This is a genomic window from Halorubrum cibi (assembly GCF_900182635.1).
GTDB classification, from domain to species: domain Archaea; phylum Halobacteriota; class Halobacteria; order Halobacteriales; family Haloferacaceae; genus Halorubrum; species Halorubrum cibi.
In genome coordinates, this window is the sequence record NZ_FXTD01000008.1 from 20,534 (window position 1) to 38,515 (window position 17,982).

Consider the following 17,982-nt stretch of genomic DNA (forward strand, 5'->3'; position numbering starts at 1 on the left):
CCCGGTATCGATCCGCGCCGCCGGATCTCCTTCGTTTCGCGGACGTTCCTTCGGTCAGTTCTCGGCGACGTCGTCTCCGTCACCTCGCCTCTCGGAACCGCGTTCCGCGATATGGCGGGCCGCCTCGCTCAGTCCGCCGGTGGCCGGCGGCGTTTCGCCGTCGATCCCGCGGTCCGCTCCGTCCTCGACCGCGATTTCACCGTCGTCGTCGCTTCCGCTCCCCGCAGTTTCCTCAACCGATGCGATCCCGCCGTCGATCTCGTCGATCTCCTCCGGCGTCGCGTCCGGCGGGTACGACCGTTCCCCGGAGGGGACGAACGCGGTCTCCACCTCCCGAACCGTCTCGCGGACGGCCGGCTCGTCCAACCGGTCGGCGTACGCCTCGCGGATCAGGTCGGGCACGGCGTACGCGTAGTGGCCGCGCCCGGCGTGGCGGATGAGCCCGGCCTTCCGGATCGGTCGGTGGCGGCTGTAGGCGTGGCCGGCGTCGCCGTCGCCGCCGGCGTCGATGTGAGCGGCCACCGGGTCGGAGACACCCTCGCGCCGGTAGTGTCGCAACATCCCCCGCGACAGCTCGGGGAGCGACTCGATCCGCCCGCGGAGTTCGTCGATCACCGCCTCGCGGGTGCCGAGCTCGATCGCGTCGTCGAACCGGAGCGCGCCCTCTGCCACGTCCGCACGCGTCACCGGATCCACGTCGGCTGCCGCCGCGATCTCGTTCTCGGCGTGACCGTCCCGGCGCTCGTCGCCCGGGTCCCTCCCGTCGTCCCGGATCTCTCCGTCGTCTCGGATCCCTCCGTCGTCACCGCCGTCGTCACCGCCGCCGGCGGGATCGTCGGTTCCGTCGTCCGGGTCGAGAACGTCGCCCTCCGAGCCGCCGGAATCATCGTCAACCCCGACCGTCTCGTCCGTCGGTTCCTCGTCGTACTCGCCGAGTCCGGACTGGTCCAGCCGCTTCTCCGAGGCGACGGATCGGCCGGAGCCGCCGCGGTAGGGGGCCTCCGCCTTGCCCAGAAGCGCCTGTGCGAACTGGTCCGCCATGTTACTCAGGTCGCGAGCCTCCTCCAGTTCGCCCTCGAGCTGGCGGATCCGCTGGTCCTTCTTCTCGAGCTCCTGTCGGAGGTCGGCGAGCTCGGACTCGCGACGCGCCTCCTCGTCGGAGATGGACTGGAGCTCCCCGACGAGATCGCTGGAGACCGACTTGAGCTCCGGCCGCTCGAAGTCGTCGAGTCCGGGGGTCGCGCCCGCGTCGAACGTCTCCTTGCGGTGGAACTGGATCCGACGGATCGACTCGTCCCAGTCGGTCATCAGGAACGCCTCGCCGTCGCCTAAGTCCTCGACGGCGCTCGCGTACTTCGAGCCGAGGATCCGGCCCACGACCTTCGTGTCGTTGTCCCAGGTGAGCCGGTGCCAACAGAGCCAGTCGCACTGGGTGATGAAGTCCTTTTTCACGTCGGCGGGCCGCTGGCTGATCCCGACGATCCCGAGGCCGTGTTTCCGGCCGCGTTTTCCCACCTTGATCAGCATCTTGCCCGTCTCGTCCATCCCGCCGCCTTCCGGGATGTACTCGTGACACTCTTCCACGACGAGCAGGAAGGGCTTCTTCAGGCGCTTCTCCTTGGCGAACAGCTGTTTGACCACTTCTAAGAGGAGCTCGTTGGCGGTGTCCTCCTCGAGGTAGCCGGAGACGTCGAGGATGATCGGGACGTTCTGCTCCAACGTGAGGTTCGCGAGCTTCTCGGCGTGTTCCGGGGAGACGACGATGTCGCACTCCTCGTCGGCACCGGCGTGAAGAATTTCATACTCTTCCTTTAAACCGTAATATTCACCGTCTGTGTCAACGATCATGACGGGAAAACCGTTGGATAACAGGTTCTCAATGACGACGCTCGCGGTGTTGCTCTTTCCGGAGCCGCTCTTGCCGGTGATGAACGAGCGGCCGGTGAGCACGTCGACCACCGGAAGCTCCACCGGCGACCCCGGTTCCGCCGTCGCGTCGCCGCCGATCCCCTCGCTGACGTCCGCGACGTGGATCGTCTCCTGCTCGGTCATACCCGTGACAGGTAGCGCCCGCGTGATAAACCATCGCCTCAGCGCGTGGCAACGAAGGGACGCCGCCGCGGGGGACGCGAAGCCGCAACGACTTACATCCCGCCGGCCGATCCCGGATCCATGACCACGGTCCAGGACCTCATCGACCGGCTCGAGACGGAGGCGACGGCGGACGCCGACCCGGAGACGACCCCCGACGTGGGGATCGTCATGGGATCGGACTCCGATCTCCCGACGATGGAGGGATCCTACGACGCGCTCTCGGAGCTCGGGTTCGCGGAACAGACCGACTTCCACGACGCGCCCGACGCGCGGTTCACCTTCGAGAGCTACGTCGTCTCCGCACACCGCACCCCCGAGCTCATGTACGCCTACGGCGAGACCGCCGCGGACCGCGGACTCGACGTGATCGTCGCGGGCGCGGGCGGGAAGTCGGCGGACCTCCCGAACATGACCGCGTCGATCGCGTACCCGATCCCCGTGATCGGGGTTCCCGTCCAGGAGAAGTCCGTGGACTCGGTGATCGGGATGCCGACCGGCGCGCCCATCGTCGCCGTCGACGCCGGCAAGTCGTTCAACGCGGGGCTGTCGGCCGCCCAGGTTCTCGCGCGCGAACACGACGAGATCGAGGAGCGGCTTGTCGAGTACCACGAGGATCTCAAGGGCGACGTCGCCGACGTCTCCGCCGACCTCCACGACATGGGGAGAGACGGCTTCAGAGCGTCCCGCGAGGAGTAGCGTTCGCAGGGCCCCGAGGTGCCGATCCCGTCGCTTTCGAGGGGCCGGTTTCGCGACACAGCGGCCTCGCGCGCACGAGTCTCAACGCTTATGAGGGGGCGGTTCAAACCCCAGCACGTTACGGAGACCTATATGAGTGATTGGATAGCGATCGGCGCCTTGGCGGCCGTCGGCCTCCTCATCCCGATAGGGATGATGACGGTTTCGGCGTTGCTCCGTCCGAGCGTGCCTGAGACCGGGAAAAGTACTACCTACGAGTCCGGCGAGACCCCGACGGGCGGGACGCGGATCCGGTTCAACATCCAGTATTACATGGTCGCGCTGTTGTTCGTCGTCTTCGACATCGAGACCGTGTTGCTGTTCCCGTGGGCCGTCATCTACCGTCCGGCGATCGAGGCGGGCGTCCCCATGGTCGACCTGCTGTGGCCGATGTTGACCTTCGTCGGGATCCTCGCGATCGGGCTCGGCTGGGCGTGGCGGACCGGCGCGGTCGAGTGGGCCCGCAGCTCCCGTGCGGCCAGCAGGAAGACGGAGCGTGACATCAACACATGAGCAGCGATCAACCGTTCATCACCGACGAATCGCGCGTGGTAACAGAGACCCGCGACAGCCGCATGACGGGACAGGGGGACCGCTTCAACTCCCGGCTCCGGGAGGCGTTCGGCTCCTCGCCCTTCATCCTCACCAAGTTCGACAAGTTCCTGAACTGGTGTCGCGGCTCCTCGATGTTCATGCTACAGTTCGGCATCGCCTGCTGTAGCATCGAGATGATGCACACCTACGCGGTGAAACACGACCTCGACCGCTTCGGCAGCGGGGTCCCCCGCGCCTCGCCGCGACAGGCCGACGTGATGATCGTTCCCGGGACGATCGTCTCGAAGTTCGCTCCGCGGATGAAGCGCGTCTACGACCAGATGCCCGAGCCGAAGTTCGTCGTCGGGATGGGATCGTGTACCATCTCCGGCGGCCCGTTCCAGGAGGGATACAACGTGATCAAGGGCGCAGAAGAGGTCATTCCGATCGACATCCACGTCCCCGGATGCCCGCCGCGTCCGGAGGCGCTCGTCTACGGGGTCGTCAAGCTTCAGGAGCGCATCGCGAACGGGGAGGCCGCCCCCGTGACGGTGAAGCCGTACGAGCTCGAGGAGTTCTCCGACCTCGAGAAGGACGAGCTCGTCGAGACGCTCGCCGACCAGATCGACGAGGACGAACTCGTCATGCGGTACAACTTCGCCGATTCACCATGAGCCTCGAAGCACCAGACACCACAGAGACGGACGAGGTCCCGGAGCGGACCCCCGACGAGCTGGAGGCCCTGCTCGGCGACCTCGTCATCGACCGCGACGACCACCTGAACGCGCCCGGTTTCGTGATCCGGCCCGATGCCGTCCAGGAGACGCTCTCGAGACTCAAGTCGGAGGCGGGCTACGACCACCTATCGCTCGTCACGGCTCAGGAGTACGAGAACCGATACGAGTCGATCTACCACCTGAAGAAGTTCGACGACCCGACCCAGGAGGTCAGCGTCGTCGTCCCCGCGGACAAGGACGACCCCGTCTCGGAGTCGGGAGACGCCGTCTTCCGCACGGCGGACTGGCACGAGCGGGAGGCGTACGACCTGATCGGGATCGAGTACGACGACCACCCCGACCTGCGGCGGATCCTCCTTCCGGAGACGTGGCAGGGTCACCCCCTGTCGATGGACTACGACAAGGACCGTCCGCAGATCGCCACGCTGCCGGAGCACGCCAACCCGCTCGAGGACCATCACCACGACTCGGAGTCGGACACGATGTTCCTCAACATCGGGCCGCACCACCCGGCGACCCACGGCGTCCTCCACCTGAAGACGATCCTCGACGGCGAGCAGGTGATCGACGTGGAGCCGGACATCGGCTACCTCCACCGCTGTGAGGAACAGATGGCCCAGTCGGGCACGTACCGCCACCAGATCATGCCGTACCCCGACCGCTGGGACTACATCTCGGCGGGCCTGCTCAACGAGTGGGCGTACGCGCGTGCCGCAGAGGACCTCGCGGACATCGAGGTTCCCGAGTACGCGCAGGTCATCCGCACCATGGGCGCGGAGATGTGTCGGATCGCCGCGCACATGCTCGCGCTCGCGACGTTCGCGCTCGACGTGAACGGCGACTTCACCGCGACGTTCATGTACGCGATCAACGACCGCGAGCGCGTCCAGGACCTGCTCGAGGACCTGACGGGCCAGCGGCTGATGTTCAACTACTTCCGGCTCGGCGGCGTCGTCTGGGACTTACCCGAGCCCCGCGGGGAGTTCTTCTCGAAGACGCGGGACTTCCTCGACCAGCTGCCCGGCTCCGTCGAGGAGTACCACGACCTGGTCACCGCGAACGAGATATTCCAGATGCGGACGATCGACACGGGGATCCTCCCGCCGGAGGTCGCGAAGAACTACGGCGCGACCGGTCCGGTCGCCCGCGGTTCGGGGGTCGACTACGACCTGCGTCGCGACGACCCGTACGGCTACTACGACGAGTTGGAGTGGGACGTGGTGACCGAGGACGGCTGTGACAACTACTCCCGACTGCTCGTCCGGATGCGCGAGGTCGAGGAGTCCGCGAAGATCATCGAGCAGTGTATCGACCTGCTCGAGGACTGGCCCGAGGAGGAGCGCAACATCCAGGCCAACGTCCCGCGGACGCTGCGGCCCGACGACGACACCGAGATCTATCGCGCGGTCGAGGCCGCCAAGGGCGAGCTCGGCATCTACATGCGCGCGGACGGCACCGACAAACCCGCCCGCTTCAAGATCCGGTCGCCGTGCTTTTCGAACCTCCAGACGCTGCCGGAGATGGCGAACGGCGAGTACATCCCCGACGTGATCGCCGCGTTGGGTAGCCTCGACATCGTGCTCGGGGAGGTGGACCGCTGATGGGCACGGTACAGCTGTTCCCGGAGTTCATCTCGGAAACCCTGGGGCTCTCGGGCGTGCTCGGCGACGTCGTCGGCTCGCTCGTCGCCGCCGCGGTCGTCGGGAACATCGTGCTCGCGTTCACCGGCGTCGCCGGCCCGTGGGCGAAACGGAAGATCACGGCGGCGTTCACCGACCGGATCGCCGTCAACCGGATCGGTCCGTTCGGGCTGCTCATCATCCCGGCGGCGGCGGTCCAGCTGCTCGCGAAGGAGCTCATCGTCCCCGAGGGCGTCGACCGCCCCACGTGGGACCTCGCGCCGATCGTGTTGCCTGCGTCGGCGCTGCTCGGCTTCTCCGTGATCCCGATGGGACGGCTCGGCCCGGTGAACCTCCAGATCGCCGACCCCGAGGTCGGATTGGCGCTGGTGTTCGCGTTCGCCTCCATCGCCTCGGTGTCGCTGGTGATGGCCGGCTACGCCTCGAACAACAAGTACTCCATGCTGGGCGGGCTCCGCGCGGTCGCACAGAACCTCGCGTACGAGATACCGCTCATCGTGACCGCGATGTCCGTCGTGATCTTCGCGGGGACGCTCCAGATGAGCGGCATCGTCGCCGCACAGACCGACGTCCTGTTCAGCGTCGGCGGCTTCGACGTCCCGACGTGGTACGCCTTCGTCAACCCGTTCGCGTTCGTGTTGTTCCTCACGGCGAACATGGCGGAGATCGGGCGGAACCCGTTCGACATCCCGGAGGCGCCGACGGAGATCGTCGCGGGGTATCAGACGGAGTACTCCTCGGCGTACTTCGTGTTGTTCTACCTGGGAGAGTTCGTCCACGTCTTCCTCGGCGGGGCGATCCTCGCCGTGACGTTCCTCGGCGGGGCGTCGGGTCCCGGACCGGAGAGCATCGGCTTCCTCTGGTTCGTGGTGAAGATCTGGGGATTCTTCCTGTTCACGCAGTGGGCGCGCTCGGCGCTGCCGCGCGTCCGTATCGACCAGCTGATCGAGATCGGCTGGAAGGGAATGCTGGTGCTGTCGTTCGCGAACTTGGTTCTCACGGCCGTGATCGTGGGGGTGATCGCCTGATATGATCGGACTCATGAAATCGATGGCGACGACGATGAAACACGCGCTGGACGGGTCGACGTTCACGGTGGAATACCCGGAGGACGCGCCCGACGTGAGCCCGCGGTTCCGCGGGGTCCACAAGTTCAGCCAGGAACGGTGTATCTGGTGTCGGCAGTGTGAGAACGTCTGCCCGAACGACACGATCCAGATCGTTCAAGACGACCAGCGCAACGGTGAGCAGTACAACCTCCACATCGGGCAGTGTATCTACTGCCGGCTGTGCGAGGAGGTCTGCCCCGTCGACGCGATCCTGTTGACGCAGAACTTCGAGTTCACCGCGGACTCGAAGGACGAGTTCGTCTACAACAAAGAACAGCTCAAGAACGTCCCGTGGTACAAGGGAATCGACCCGCTTGAATCCCGGAACCCCGATCGCGGCGCGTGGATCGGGGAGGGAGACGGCGAGGTCGACTACCAGTAACGGGCGTATCTCGAAATCTTCAAAGGGACACTGATTGGAGGGTTACACAATGGTTTACGACACCATCGCGTTCGCGCTGTTCGCCGCAGTCACGCTGGCGTTCAGCCTGGGGGTCGTCTTAGCGCGCGACGTGTTTCACGCCGCGTTGCTTCTGGGCGGTGCCCTGACGAGCGTCGCGGTGCACTACGTGATGTTACAGGCGGAGTTCATCGCCGCCATGCAGATCCTCGTCTACGTGGGCGGGGTTCTGATACTCGTCACGTTCGCCGTGATGCTCACGCGATCGGATAGAACGGACGATGTGGAGGTGAGTAGCGGATGACTGACGACTCCGGCGGAACCCGGATCCTGCCCGCGATCACGGTGATCGCGCTGTTCGCGGTGATGGCCGCGACGTTCCTGTCGGCGAGCTTCGCCGAGGCGACCGGCTTCCCGGAGGGCGAGTCGATCGTCCACAACGTGGGGTACGCCCTGTTCAACCTGGGCGAGGCGGCGTCGATCCCCTCCGAGGGATTCCTGGCCGCCTTCCTGATCGTCGCGGTCGCGCTTGACGTCGCCGTCGACGGGGCGATCTACCTCGCGCGCCGCGAGGACGGCGGCTCCGTGAGCGCGGCGATCGGCGAGGCGCTCACCGACGGCGGTCGCGACGGGGGTGAGCGGTGATGGTGCCGGCACAGTGGTACCTCATCCTGGCGGCCGGGATCTTCTGTATCGGGCTGTTCGGGGTCCTCACCCGGAGCGACGCGCTGTACTTCCTCATGAGCGTCGAGCTCATGATGAACGCGGCGAACGTCAACTTCGTCGCGTTCTCGCTGTACTACGGCGACCTCACCGGACAGGTGTTCGCGCTGTTCGTGATCGCGTTGGCGGCCGCGGAGGTCGCGATCGGGATCGGGATCATCCTCGTGTTGTACCGCAACTTCGGAGACATCGACGTGACCGTTCCGACGGAGATGAGGTGGTAAGATGGTGGACGCATTCGCCTACGTACCGGCCGTCGTGTTGTTACCGTTCTTCTCGTTCCTGGTCGCGCTCGGGGCGGGGAAGTACCTCCCGAAGGGCGGCGCCTTCGGCGGGATCGCGGCGACGGCGGGGTCGTTCCTGCTGTCGCTGTGGATCGCGACGGCCGTCGCCGGCGGCCGCGCCTACAACGAGACGTTATACACCTGGGCGGCCGGCGACCAGTTCGAGCTCACGTTCGGCGCGCTGATCGACCCGCTGTCGGCGCTCATGCTCGTCATCGTGACGCTCGTCGCGCTGTTGGTTCACGTCTTCTCGCTCGGCTACATGAACGACGAGGGCGAGACGGGGCTCCCGCGCTACTACGCGGGACTTGGCCTGTTCACGGCCTCGATGCTCGGGTTCGTCGTCGCCGACAACCTGCTCATGGCGTTCATGTTCTTCGAGCTGGTCGGCCTCTGTTCGTACCTGCTCATCGGGTTCCACTTCCGCGAGCCCGGCCCGCCCTCGGCGGCGAAGAAGGCCTTCCTCGTCACCCGCTTCGGCGACTACTTCTTCCTCGTCGGCGTCGTCGCCGTGTTCGCGACGTTCGGCACGGCCGCGTTCGCGGGCGAGGGGTCGTTCCCCGCGCTCGCGGAGGCGGCGCTCGCCGGCTCCGGCGACGTCTGGACGCCCGGCGGGCTCGAGCTTCAGACCTGGCTCACGGTCGTCGGCCTGCTCGTGCTCGGCGGCGTGGTCGGGAAGTCCGCACAGTTCCCGCTTCACACCTGGCTGCCCGACGCGATGGAGGGTCCGACCCCCGTCTCCGCGCTCATTCACGCGGCGACGATGGTCGCGGCCGGCGTCTACCTCGTCGCGCGGATGTACGGCTTCTACGTGTTGACACCGACGACGCTCGCGGTCATCGCCTTCATCGGCGGCTTCACCGCGCTGTTCGCGGCGACGATGGGCGTGGTGAAGGACGAGCTGAAGCAGGTGCTCGCGTACTCGACGATCTCACAGTACGGATACATGATGCTCGCGCTCGGCGCGGGCGGGTACGTGGCCGCCGTCTTCCACCTGACGACGCACGCCTTCTTCAAGGCGCTGCTGTTCCTGGGCGCGGGCTCGGTCATCATCGCGATGCACCACAACGAGGACATGTGGGACATGGGCGGGCTGAAAGCGAAGATGCCCGTCACCTACTACACGTTCCTCGCCGGGTCGCTCGCGCTCGCGGGGATCTTCCCGTTCGCGGGCTTCTGGTCGAAAGACGAGATCCTCTACGAGGCGCTCGTCCACGGCCTGAACGAGCCGTTGCTTCTCGGCGGTTACCTCATGGGGCTGCTCGCCGTACCGGTCACCGCCTTCTACACCTTCCGGATGGTCTTTTTGACCTTCCACGGCGAGCCGCGCTCGGCGACCGCACGCGATCCCGAGCCGGTCCGCTGGAACGTGAAGGGACCGCTCTCGGTGCTCGGGACGCTCGCGGTCGTGACCGGCTTCATCAACATGGTTCCGGTCCAGAAGGTCCTCGGACTCGAGGGTATCGACTACCTCCACCGCTGGCTCGACAACGAGTGGGGCGGCATCGAAGGGCTCTCTTCGCACCACTACGCCGACCTGGGACCGTACAGCAGCGGATACATCGCGGGCGGGGAGGTCCCGACCGTGCTCGTCGGCGCGGCGGTCTCGCTCGGACTGGCGCTGGCGGGGCTGGGCCTCGCGTGGCGGCTCTATAACGTCGCGTCGCCGACGGAGCACACGGCGAAACTCGGCGGGATCAAGGACGTGTTGTACAACAACTACTACCTCGACGAACTCCAAGTCTGGATCGCGTATCGAACCGAAGACGTCGCGGGCGGCGCGGACACCTTCGATCAGGGGATCATCGACGGCGTCGTCAACGGCGTCTCCTCGGTGAGCCTCCTCGGCGGGAGCCGCGTTCGGCGGATACAGACCGGGCTGGTGACGCAGTACGCCGCGATGCTCACGCTGGGGCTGATCGCGCTGCTCGTCCTCCTCGGCGTCAACGGGGGGTGGTTCCTGTGATACTCGAGGCGCTCATCGGGTTCACGTTCCTCGCCGCGCTCGTCGTCCTGCTCGCGCCGAACGCGTGGGCCGGCCGGCTCGCGTTCGCGCTCAGCGCGGTTCCCTTCGCCGGGAGCCTCTACCTCTGGTCGCAATTCGACGCGGTCGGGAACGCGCTCACGGGCGGGACGATCGCCTTCGAGTCGCGCTACGAGTGGGTCGAAGTCGGCGGCCGGACGGTGTCGTGGTTCGTCGGGCTCGACGGGATCAGCCTACCGCTCGTCGTGCTCACGACGTTCCTCGTCCCGCTCGCGATCCTCAGCGCGTGGACGCCAGTCGACTCGCGACAGAGCCAGTTCTACGGGCTGATGCTGTTCATGGAGGCGAACTTACTCGGCGTGTTCACCGCGCTCGACTTCTTCCTCTGGTTCGTCTTCTGGGAGGCGGTCCTCGTCCCGATGTACTTCCTCATCGGGATCTGGGGCGGCCCCCGCCGGAAGTACGCCGCGATCAAGTTCTTCGTGTACACGAACGCGGCGTCGCTTCTGATGTTCATCGGGTTCATGTCGCTGACGTTCGCGCTCGGCGACTCGATCGGATCGCTTGCGCTCCCGGAGATCACGCAGGCGCTCGCCGACGGCGGCCTCGAGACCTGGTTCGGCATCTCGCCCGGCCGGATGGCGATGATCGCGTTCCTCGCGATGTTCGCCGGGTTCGCGGTGAAGGTCCCGATCGTTCCCGTCCACACGTGGCTGCCGGACGCCCACGTCGAGGCCCCGACGCCGGTGTCGGTGCTCTTAGCGGGCGTCCTGCTGAAGATGGGGACGTACGCGCTGCTGCGGTTCAACTTCACGATGCTGCCCGAACAGGCGTCGACCCTGGCGATCCCGATCGCCGCCATCGCCGTGATAAGCGTCATCTACGGCGCGATGCTGGCGCTGGCACAGAAGGACCTCAAGCGCATCGTCGCGTACTCCTCCGTCTCGTCGATGGGGTACGTCCTCCTCGGACTCGTCGTGTTCACCGAGTACGGCGTCGGCGGAGCGACGTTCCAGATGGTCGCACACGGCCTCATCTCGGGGCTGATGTTCATGGCCGTCGGCGTCGTCTACAACGCGACGCACACCCGGATGGTCGGCGACATGGCCGGCATGGCCGACCGGATGCCGGTCACGGTCGGCATCCTCGTCGCCGGCGCGTTCGGCTACATGGGGCTTCCCCTGATGGCCGGCTTCGCCGGGGAGTTCTTCATCTTCGTCGGCGCGTTCGGCGCGCCGTCGCTCCCGTACGCGCCAGTCTTCACGGCGCTCGCGATGTTCGGGATCGTCATCGTCGCCGGCTACCTGCTGTCGGCGATGCAGAAGACGCTGTTCGGGCCGTTCCGGCTCGAGACCGACTACGAGATCGGGCCCGCCCCGTTCCACGACGTCGCGCCGCTGGCGGTCCTGCTGGCGGCGATCATCGTGCTCGGGGTCGCGCCGGACATCTTCTTCGAGATGATACGTGACGCCGCGATGCCCGTGGTCGAGGGGGTGAGCGTCGATGTCTAGCGTGGCTCCCGCGTGGACCGCGCTGTCGCCGGCGCTGCTGCTCGGACTCACCGGCCTCGCGCTGCTGCTGGTCGACACGATCCGCCCGAACGAGCGGTCGAACACGTCGATGGCCGTCGTGAGCGCGCTCGGCGCGCTCGCGTCGCTTTCCGTCACCGTCTGGTTCGTGATCGCGGGCACGGGGCACGCCGACGCCGGCGGGGCGATCACGCTGCTCGAGGGCGCGGTGAAGGTGGACACGCTGGCGCTGTTTTTCACCGCGATCTTCGCGTCGGTGACGGCGCTCGTCGTCGTGGCCGCACACGACTACTTCCACGACCACCAGCGTCCAGCGGCGTTCTACTCGCTGACGCTGTTCGCCGCGACGGGGATGGCGCTTCTGGCGGTCGCGAACTCGCTCGCGGTCGTCTTCGTCGCCCTCGAGATGGTGTCGCTGCCGTCGTACGCGCTCGTGGCGTTCTTGAAGAAGGACCGCGGCAGCGTCGAGGCGGGGCTGAAGTACTTCCTCGTCGGGGCGCTCTCCTCGGCGGTGTTCCTGTTCGGGATCTCGCTGGTGTACGCGGCGACCGGGTCGCTGATCTTCGGCGAGGTCGCGAGCGCGGTCGAGTCGCTCGACGCGCTCGCCGGCGTCGCCGGCGTCGGGATCGTGATGATCGTCGGCGGCGTCGCGTTCAAGACCGCCTCCGTGCCGTTCCACTTCTGGGCGCCGGAGGCGTACGAGGGGGCGCCCGCGCCAGTGAGCGCGTTCCTCTCGTCGGCCTCGAAGGCCGCCGGGTTCGTCGTCGCCTTCCGCGTGTTCACGGAGGCGTTCCCGCTCGGGGCGTCGGTCGCGGCGGGCATCGACTGGGCGCTCGCGTTCGCCGTCGTCGCGGCGGTGACGATGACGCTCGGTAACTTCGCGGCGGCCGTTCAAGAGGAGGTCAAGCGGATGTTGGCGTACTCCTCGATCGGCCACGCCGGCTACGCGCTCATCGGGCTCGCGGCGCTCTCGACGGGCAGCGCCGGAAACGAGGCCGTGATGGGTGCCGCGATGGCGCACCTGCTCGTCTACGGCTTCATGAACACCGGCGCGTTCCTCTTCGTCGCGATGGCCGAGCGGTGGGGCATCGGCCGGACGTTCGAGGACTACGCCGGCCTCGCTCGGCGCGCCCCCGTGGCGTGTACGGCGATGGCCGTCTTCATGTTCTCGCTGGCCGGGCTCCCGCCCTTCGCCGGGTTCTTCTCGAAGTACTTCCTGTTCATGGGAGCGATCGAGAACGGCTTCCTCTGGCTCGCGGGGCTCGGCGCGGTGAACAGCGTCGTGTCGCTGTACTACTACAGCCGGGTCGTCCGGGCGATGTTCCTCGACGACCCCGCGACGCCGAGCGCGCTGGACGCGATCGACGTGCGGCCGACCGCCCTGTACGCGGCGGTCGTCTTCGCGGCGGTCGCGACCGTGCTGCTCCTGCCCGGCTTCGGGCCCGTCATCGAGGCGGCCGAGGCCGCGGCCGCGGCGCTGTTCTGATCGGGTCGTCACCCACTTTTCGCTTCGCTTCTCGCCCGCCGGTATCCGCAGGTATTACCGAGCGCGGGCCCGAGTGGGGGCGTGACCAACAGGGAGTACCGCTGTCTGAACTGTCTCGAGCACACGATCGATCGGGCGTTCGACGTCTCCCACCTCTCCGTGACGTGTCCGAACTGCGGCTCCTTCCAGCGGTTCGTCAACGAGGAAGTGTACCGGCAGTTCCGGACGTTCGAGGAGTCGGCACCCGCGGGGATCGACTGGGAGCGACTGGACCGGACCGAGAAGCTCGTGGTGTGTGAACGTCTCGTGCGGTCGACGAAGACGCTCGCGGACTTCACGATCGTGGAGTGAGGGGCGGCGCCGCTCCGCGGTTCGAGTCGGTTCTACCGCGCGTACAAGGGTCCGCCGACGAGCGTGGCGAGCGACGTTCCGTCGTCGGGGCTGACGGCGACGTACGGGTGTCCGACCGGGCCGAACACGTCGACGACCCGGCCGACACGCGAGAGGGACTCGTCGACGACGCCGGCACCGATGTCCGGCGGTTCCTCCCCGGGATCGGCCCGGGCGATCGCGAGGCCCTGAGCGGTTCGGACCACGGTTCCGACGCGACGCATCGTCACTCGCGGAGGATCCCGAGGTAGGCGGCGATCGCCTGTACGAGGTCGTTCTTCGCGGTGTCGTCGGTGCCGCGCACCACCACCGCGCCGCGGGGTTCGTACTCTCTCGAGTACGTCTTCTCCCGTTCGATCACCGCGTCGTAGCCGACCTGCTGGACCGCCTTCGCGATCTCGTCGACGGTCGGCTCCTCGACGGCGAGATCCGTCGGGACGCGGCGACCCTCCGAGCGCGAGCGGTCGGCGTCGAAGTACGCGGGATACACGACGTTCTCGACCATACCGGTGAGGCGGGCCGGCGGGGTAAGGTCGTTTCGGACCGCGGGCGTCGCCCAGCGGAGGCGCGAACCGAGCGCCGCGGTCCGCCCTACACGTGCTCCTCGAGGAACTCGACGATCGCGCGGTACGCCTCGATCCGGTTCTCCAGCTTCGAGAAGCCGTGCCCTTCGTCCTCGAAGATCAGCTTCCGCACCGGGACGTCCCGTTCACGCGCCTCCTCGACGATCCGTTCGGCCTCGCTCACGGGGACCCGCGGGTCGTTCGCGCCGTGGAGGACGAAGAGCGGCGACTCGATCCGGTCGACGTTGTTGATCGGCGAGATCGACTCCAGGAACTCCCGGTCCTCGGCGAGCGAGCCATACTCGGCCTCGCGGAGCTCGCGCCGCCAGTCGCCGGTGTTCTCGAGGAAGGTGACGAAGTTCGCGATGCCGACGACGTCGACGCCGGCGGCCCACAGCTCGGGATATTCCGTCAGCGCCGCGAGCACCATGAACCCGCCGTAGGATCCGCCCATCGCGACGATCCGGTCGGGGTCGACCTCGGGGTGGTCGTGGAGCCACTCGACGCCGGCCCGCAGGTCAGCCACCGAGTCCATCCGCTTCTCGACGTCGTCGAGCGCGGCGTACGCCTTCCCGTACCCGGATGATCCGCGGACGTTCGGCTCGAGGACGGCGTATCCGCCGTTCAACAGGTACTGTTTGACCGCGCCGAAGGAGGGGCGGCGCTGTGACTCCGGCCCGCCGTGGACGTCCACGACGACGGGGTAGCCCGACTCGGGCGCCTCGCTCTCGGGGGTCGAGAAGAACGCGGGGATCTCCCGCCCGTCGAAGGTCGGGTAGTGGACGAGTTCGGGCTCGACGAACGTGTCACGCGGGATCCCCGCCGTGGAGGCGTTCGTCCACCGCTCGGTCTCGCCCGTGGTCGTCTCGACGACGTGAACGTTCGCGTTGTCGGTGCCGCCCGTGGCGGTGATCGCGAACCGGTCCCCGGCGGGGCCGAAGCTCACGCCGCCGGCGACGCCCCGCGGCAGGTCGGGGGCGGGGAACTCGTCGATCCGATCGGGCGCGACCAGCTCGCCGACCGTGACCTCGGTGTAGCCGTCGACGTTGCGCGAGTAGACGACCCGGCGGGACTCCTCGTGGACCGCGACGCCGTCGACGTTCCAGCCGTCGCCGCCGGGCGGGGAACCACCCGGCACGTTCCCGTCCCCGGCGTTGCCGTCGACGACGACGGAGAACTCGCCGGTCTCCAGATCGAGCCGCTCGAGCCGGAGCGTGTCGCTCTCGCGGTCGGTGACGAGGTAGATCGCCTCCCCGTCGGGCCCCCATTCGGGGCTGCCGTACCGAACGTCGCCCTCGTGGGGCGTGTGGTGTGTCAACTCCTCCGATTCGACGTCGAGGGTGTACAGGTCGTGATCGAACGAGGAGTGCGCCTCGTGGACGATCAGTCGGTCGTCGTCGGGCGACCAGCCGGCCACCGAGAGCCAGCCGTCGCCCTCGTGGACGAGCTCCGCGTCGTCGCCCGTTCCCTCGCGTCCCTGTACGTAGACGTCGAAGACGGACTCGTCGCGCCGGTTCGACGCGAACGCGAAGCGCTCGCCGTCGCCCGCCCAGCCGCCCCACCGGTGTTTGGCTCCCGGACGCTCGGTGAGGTCGGTGATCTCTCCAGATCCGAACTCGAGCCGGTACAGCTGTGCGCGCTCGTTGCCGCCCTCATCCATGCCGAAGACGGCCTCCGAGCGCTCCGGCGAGGCGTCGACGAACGTGACGCGCTCCTCGAAAAACGTGTGCTGTTCGGGCCACCCGAGCGGGCGGTCGACGGACCACACCTGCGAGGTGCCGGTGGCGTCGAGCAGGAAGGAGAGCCGACCGTCGGGACCCAGCGTCGCGCCGCCCGCGCCCCGCACGTTGAGGTAGCGTTCGACGTCGTATCTGTGCATACGCATCGTTCCGCCGCCGGGGAGAAACCGTTTCGGGTGGATCGGCCGAGCCCTCTCGGCGGACGAGGCGTGCGCGTTCCGGGCGGATCGCGGGTCTTTTTGTTCGGCCCCGTCCTCCGGTCGGCGTATGCGCGTCGCGTTCGTCTCGCTTTTCACCCCCGAACACGGCGACACGCCGGCGCGTTCCCGGACGCGCCGGACCGCCGCGGGACTCGCGGACCGCGGCCACGACGTGACGTGGCTGTGTGCCCGCTGGTGGGGCGGCGAGGCGTCGACGTTCGAGACGGACGGGATCACGTATCGCTCCGTCGTCGTCGACCCGTCGCCTTCGGCGTTCGCGGCGCGGGTTCCGGCGGCGGTCCGTCGGCTCGACCCGGACGTCGTCCACGCGGTCAACAGCCCGCCGACGCCGGCGCTCGCGACCACGCTCGCCGGCCGGCTCGGCGGGTCGCCGGTCCTCGTCGACTGGTGGCGCGACCATCCGGCGGACTCGAGGCGGGTCTACCCGCTTCTCGCACGCGGCGCGGACGCGGTCTCGACGCCCTCGCGCACGACGAAGACGCGGATCCGCGAACACGGCGCGGACGGGTCGACGGTCCGCGTGATCCCCGAGAGCGTCGACTTCGACCTGGTCGAGGAGGCGGAGCCGGACGACCGCTTCGACGCGGTCTACTCCCGACGACTCGACCGCCACGCGAACGTCGAGACGTTCCTGCTGGCGCTCGCCGAGCGTCGCGGTCGCGACTGGAGCGCCGCGGTGATCGGCGACGGTCCCGAGCGAAACCGGATCGAATCGACGGCCGAGGACCTCCGGCTCGACGACCGGGTCACCTTCCTCGGAGACCTGCCGCTCGACGAGCGAGTCTCGGTGTTCAAGGGGACCCACGTCTTCGCGCAGACCGCGAGCTGGGAGACGTTCCCGACGGAGCTACTGTGGGCGTTAGCCTGCGGGTGCGTCGGGCTCGTCGAGTATCAGGCCGATTCGAGCGCACACGAACTCGTCGAGGGGCGGGAGCGCGGACGGCTCGTCACCAGTCCGGCGGAGCTGGCCGACGCGATCGCGACCGTCGGCGACCTCGATCGACGAACGATCGATACCGGATTCGAGACGTACGATCGCGGTGCGGTTCTCGACCGATACGTCGAGGCCTACCGCGAACTCGACGAGAGCTGACGGCTCGCGATCTTCCGAGCCAACGAACGGAGAGAACGGAGCGGACGGCGCCGCCGGTCAGGCCTCGTCGGGAGCGATCGTCCCGCCGTACTTCATGAAGACGAACGCGAGCCCGAGCGTGCTCACCATGGCGATGAAGGTGGCGATAGTCAGCGCGCGCGCGCCGTCGGGGACGAACACCGCGCTGCTCTCCCCGCCGCCGGTGTCGACCGTCGGGATGTCCTCGCCGACGGCGAGCCCGCCGTGCATCCCGACCGCGGTGTGGGGCACGCAGTGGTAGTGGGTGATGCCGACGTCCTCCTCGCTCGTCTCGTACTCGTAGGTGTGACCCTCCTCGTCGATCGCGTCGCCGCTGTCGAGCGAGGCGGGGCCGCCCTCCTCGACGGTCTGGACGTTGTGCGCGCCGCCGCTTCCGGTCCACTCCCAGGTGACCGTCGTCCCCGGATCGACCCACACCAGTGAGGGATCGAACGCGAGCCCCTGATCGCCGGCACCGACCGATATCGTCACCGCGTCCTGTCCGCGGGCGTCCTGGTAGGTCCCGAGGTTCTGGTTCGCCCCGCTCGGCCAGTCCGGCTCCACGCTGCCGCCGCCACCCTCCTGTCCCGCGGCAGTTCCCGTCGCGGCCGTGGCTCCGCCGACGGCGGCAGCCGTGCCGCCGGCGGTCCGCATGAACGTGCGCCGAGAGACGTCGTCCGTGCTCATAGATCCGAGTTCGTCA

19 protein-coding genes are annotated in these 17,982 nt (G+C 67.8%); 14 read left to right on the top strand and 5 right to left on the bottom strand.

Annotation, left to right across the window (positions count from 1 at the left end):
- Positions 1-54: 54 nt before the first annotated feature.
- A complete protein-coding gene (locus tag FN829_RS11005; protein WP_142987030.1) occupies positions 55-2,052 on the bottom strand; it encodes a helicase HerA domain-containing protein in 1,998 nt (665 codons plus the stop codon).
- Positions 2,053-2,172: 120 nt separating this feature from the next.
- Here FN829_RS11005 and purE point away from each other — a divergent pair, with 120 nt between their 5' ends.
- From purE to FN829_RS11070, 13 genes are all read left to right on the top strand, one after another.
- Positions 2,173-2,790: a 5-(carboxyamino)imidazole ribonucleotide mutase gene (gene purE, locus FN829_RS11010; RefSeq protein ID WP_142987031.1), complete on the top strand. Its 618-nt coding sequence runs from the start codon at positions 2,173-2,175 to the stop codon at positions 2,788-2,790.
- Positions 2,791-2,922: 132 nt separating this feature from the next.
- Positions 2,923-3,342, top strand: a complete 420-nt coding sequence (locus FN829_RS11015; RefSeq protein WP_142987032.1) for an NADH-quinone oxidoreductase subunit A — start codon at positions 2,923-2,925, stop codon at positions 3,340-3,342.
- On the top strand, positions 3,339-4,037 hold the full coding sequence (locus FN829_RS11020; RefSeq protein WP_142987033.1) for an NADH-quinone oxidoreductase subunit B: 699 nt from the start codon (positions 3,339-3,341) through the stop codon (positions 4,035-4,037). The genes FN829_RS11015 and FN829_RS11020 overlap by 4 nt, the downstream gene beginning before the upstream one ends.
- Positions 4,034-5,701: an NADH-quinone oxidoreductase subunit D gene (locus FN829_RS11025; protein WP_142987034.1), complete on the top strand. Its 1,668-nt coding sequence runs from the start codon at positions 4,034-4,036 to the stop codon at positions 5,699-5,701. The genes FN829_RS11020 and FN829_RS11025 overlap by 4 nt, the downstream gene beginning before the upstream one ends.
- Positions 5,701-6,768, top strand: a complete 1,068-nt coding sequence (locus tag FN829_RS11030; protein WP_142987035.1) for a complex I subunit 1/NuoH family protein — start codon at positions 5,701-5,703, stop codon at positions 6,766-6,768. The genes FN829_RS11025 and FN829_RS11030 overlap by 1 nt, the downstream gene beginning before the upstream one ends.
- 1 nt (position 6,769) lies before the next feature.
- Positions 6,770-7,231, top strand: a complete 462-nt coding sequence (locus FN829_RS11035) for a NuoI/complex I 23 kDa subunit family protein (RefSeq protein ID WP_066414169.1) — start codon at positions 6,770-6,772, stop codon at positions 7,229-7,231.
- A gap of 49 nt (positions 7,232-7,280) precedes the next feature.
- On the top strand, positions 7,281-7,553 hold the full coding sequence (locus FN829_RS11040; protein WP_122105269.1) for an NADH-quinone oxidoreductase subunit J: 273 nt from the start codon (positions 7,281-7,283) through the stop codon (positions 7,551-7,553).
- Positions 7,550-7,894, top strand: a complete 345-nt coding sequence (locus FN829_RS11045) for a hypothetical protein (RefSeq protein ID WP_142987036.1) — start codon at positions 7,550-7,552, stop codon at positions 7,892-7,894. The genes FN829_RS11040 and FN829_RS11045 overlap by 4 nt, the downstream gene beginning before the upstream one ends.
- Positions 7,894-8,196 (top strand): NADH-quinone oxidoreductase subunit NuoK, encoded by a 303-nt coding sequence (gene nuoK / locus FN829_RS11050; protein WP_142987037.1) that lies wholly within the window; start codon positions 7,894-7,896, stop codon positions 8,194-8,196. The genes FN829_RS11045 and nuoK overlap by 1 nt, the downstream gene beginning before the upstream one ends.
- Before the next feature lies 1 nt (position 8,197).
- Positions 8,198-10,222, top strand: coding sequence for an NADH-quinone oxidoreductase subunit L (gene nuoL / locus FN829_RS11055; RefSeq protein WP_142987038.1), 2,025 nt, complete (start codon positions 8,198-8,200; stop codon positions 10,220-10,222).
- Positions 10,219-11,751, top strand: a complete 1,533-nt coding sequence (locus FN829_RS11060; protein ID WP_185955747.1) for a complex I subunit 4 family protein — start codon at positions 10,219-10,221, stop codon at positions 11,749-11,751. The genes nuoL and FN829_RS11060 overlap by 4 nt, the downstream gene beginning before the upstream one ends.
- Positions 11,744-13,255 (top strand): NADH-quinone oxidoreductase subunit N, encoded by a 1,512-nt coding sequence (locus FN829_RS11065; protein ID WP_142987039.1) that lies wholly within the window; start codon positions 11,744-11,746, stop codon positions 13,253-13,255. The genes FN829_RS11060 and FN829_RS11065 overlap by 8 nt, the downstream gene beginning before the upstream one ends.
- Positions 13,256-13,336: 81 nt before the next feature.
- Positions 13,337-13,606 carry a hypothetical protein gene (locus tag FN829_RS11070; protein WP_142987040.1) on the top strand — a complete coding sequence of 90 codons (270 nt, stop codon included), beginning with the start codon at positions 13,337-13,339 and terminating at the stop codon, positions 13,604-13,606.
- Positions 13,607-13,638: 32 nt separating this feature from the next.
- Here the strand turns inward: FN829_RS11070 and FN829_RS11075 are convergent, their stop codons facing one another.
- The 3 genes from FN829_RS11075 to FN829_RS11085 all read right to left on the bottom strand — a co-directional run bounded on the left by FN829_RS11075 (position 13,639) and on the right by FN829_RS11085 (position 16,087).
- The gene (locus FN829_RS11075) at positions 13,639-13,869 is read right to left on the bottom strand and encodes an H/ACA ribonucleoprotein complex subunit GAR1 (protein ID WP_142987041.1); all 231 of its coding nucleotides are present in this window, start codon (positions 13,867-13,869) and stop codon (positions 13,639-13,641) included.
- Positions 13,870-13,871: 2 nt separating this feature from the next.
- On the bottom strand, positions 13,872-14,150 hold the full coding sequence (gene srp19 / locus FN829_RS11080) for a signal recognition particle subunit SRP19 (protein ID WP_142987042.1): 279 nt from the start codon (positions 14,148-14,150) through the stop codon (positions 13,872-13,874).
- An 86-nt stretch (positions 14,151-14,236) separates the two neighbouring features.
- The gene (locus FN829_RS11085; protein ID WP_142987043.1) at positions 14,237-16,087 is read right to left on the bottom strand and encodes a S9 family peptidase; all 1,851 of its coding nucleotides are present in this window, start codon (positions 16,085-16,087) and stop codon (positions 14,237-14,239) included.
- Positions 16,088-16,214: 127 nt separating this feature from the next.
- Between FN829_RS11085 and FN829_RS11090 the strand changes: the two genes are divergently transcribed.
- Positions 16,215-17,261, top strand: coding sequence for a glycosyltransferase (locus tag FN829_RS11090; protein ID WP_142987044.1), 1,047 nt, complete (start codon positions 16,215-16,217; stop codon positions 17,259-17,261).
- Positions 17,262-17,318: 57 nt separating this feature from the next.
- On the opposite strand, the gene FN829_RS11095 is transcribed toward FN829_RS11090, so the two are convergent.
- Positions 17,319-17,966: a halocyanin domain-containing protein gene (locus tag FN829_RS11095; RefSeq protein WP_142987045.1), complete on the bottom strand. Its 648-nt coding sequence runs from the start codon at positions 17,964-17,966 to the stop codon at positions 17,319-17,321.
- Between the last annotated feature and the right edge of the window lie 16 nt (positions 17,967-17,982).

Coding starts and splice junctions, on each gene's coding strand:
- FN829_RS11005 (WP_142987030.1), bottom strand. CDS start 2,052: ATGACCGAGCAGGAGACGATCCACGTCGCGGACGTCAGCGAGGGGATC.
- purE (WP_142987031.1), top strand. CDS start 2,173: ATGACCACGGTCCAGGACCTCATCGACCGGCTCGAGACGGAGGCGACG.
- FN829_RS11015 (WP_142987032.1), top strand. CDS start 2,923: ATGAGTGATTGGATAGCGATCGGCGCCTTGGCGGCCGTCGGCCTCCTC.
- FN829_RS11020 (WP_142987033.1), top strand. CDS start 3,339: ATGAGCAGCGATCAACCGTTCATCACCGACGAATCGCGCGTGGTAACA.
- FN829_RS11025 (WP_142987034.1), top strand. CDS start 4,034: ATGAGCCTCGAAGCACCAGACACCACAGAGACGGACGAGGTCCCGGAG.
- FN829_RS11030 (WP_142987035.1), top strand. CDS start 5,701: ATGGGCACGGTACAGCTGTTCCCGGAGTTCATCTCGGAAACCCTGGGG.
- FN829_RS11035 (WP_066414169.1), top strand. CDS start 6,770: ATGATCGGACTCATGAAATCGATGGCGACGACGATGAAACACGCGCTG.
- FN829_RS11040 (WP_122105269.1), top strand. CDS start 7,281: ATGGTTTACGACACCATCGCGTTCGCGCTGTTCGCCGCAGTCACGCTG.
- FN829_RS11045 (WP_142987036.1), top strand. CDS start 7,550: ATGACTGACGACTCCGGCGGAACCCGGATCCTGCCCGCGATCACGGTG.
- nuoK (WP_142987037.1), top strand. CDS start 7,894: ATGGTGCCGGCACAGTGGTACCTCATCCTGGCGGCCGGGATCTTCTGT.
- nuoL (WP_142987038.1), top strand. CDS start 8,198: ATGGTGGACGCATTCGCCTACGTACCGGCCGTCGTGTTGTTACCGTTC.
- FN829_RS11065 (WP_142987039.1), top strand. CDS start 11,744: ATGTCTAGCGTGGCTCCCGCGTGGACCGCGCTGTCGCCGGCGCTGCTG.
- FN829_RS11075 (WP_142987041.1), bottom strand. CDS start 13,869: ATGCGTCGCGTCGGAACCGTGGTCCGAACCGCTCAGGGCCTCGCGATC.
- srp19 (WP_142987042.1), bottom strand. CDS start 14,150: ATGGTCGAGAACGTCGTGTATCCCGCGTACTTCGACGCCGACCGCTCG.
- FN829_RS11085 (WP_142987043.1), bottom strand. CDS start 16,087: ATGCACAGATACGACGTCGAACGCTACCTCAACGTGCGGGGCGCGGGC.
- FN829_RS11090 (WP_142987044.1), top strand. CDS start 16,215: ATGCGCGTCGCGTTCGTCTCGCTTTTCACCCCCGAACACGGCGACACG.
- FN829_RS11095 (WP_142987045.1), bottom strand. CDS start 17,966: ATGAGCACGGACGACGTCTCTCGGCGCACGTTCATGCGGACCGCCGGC.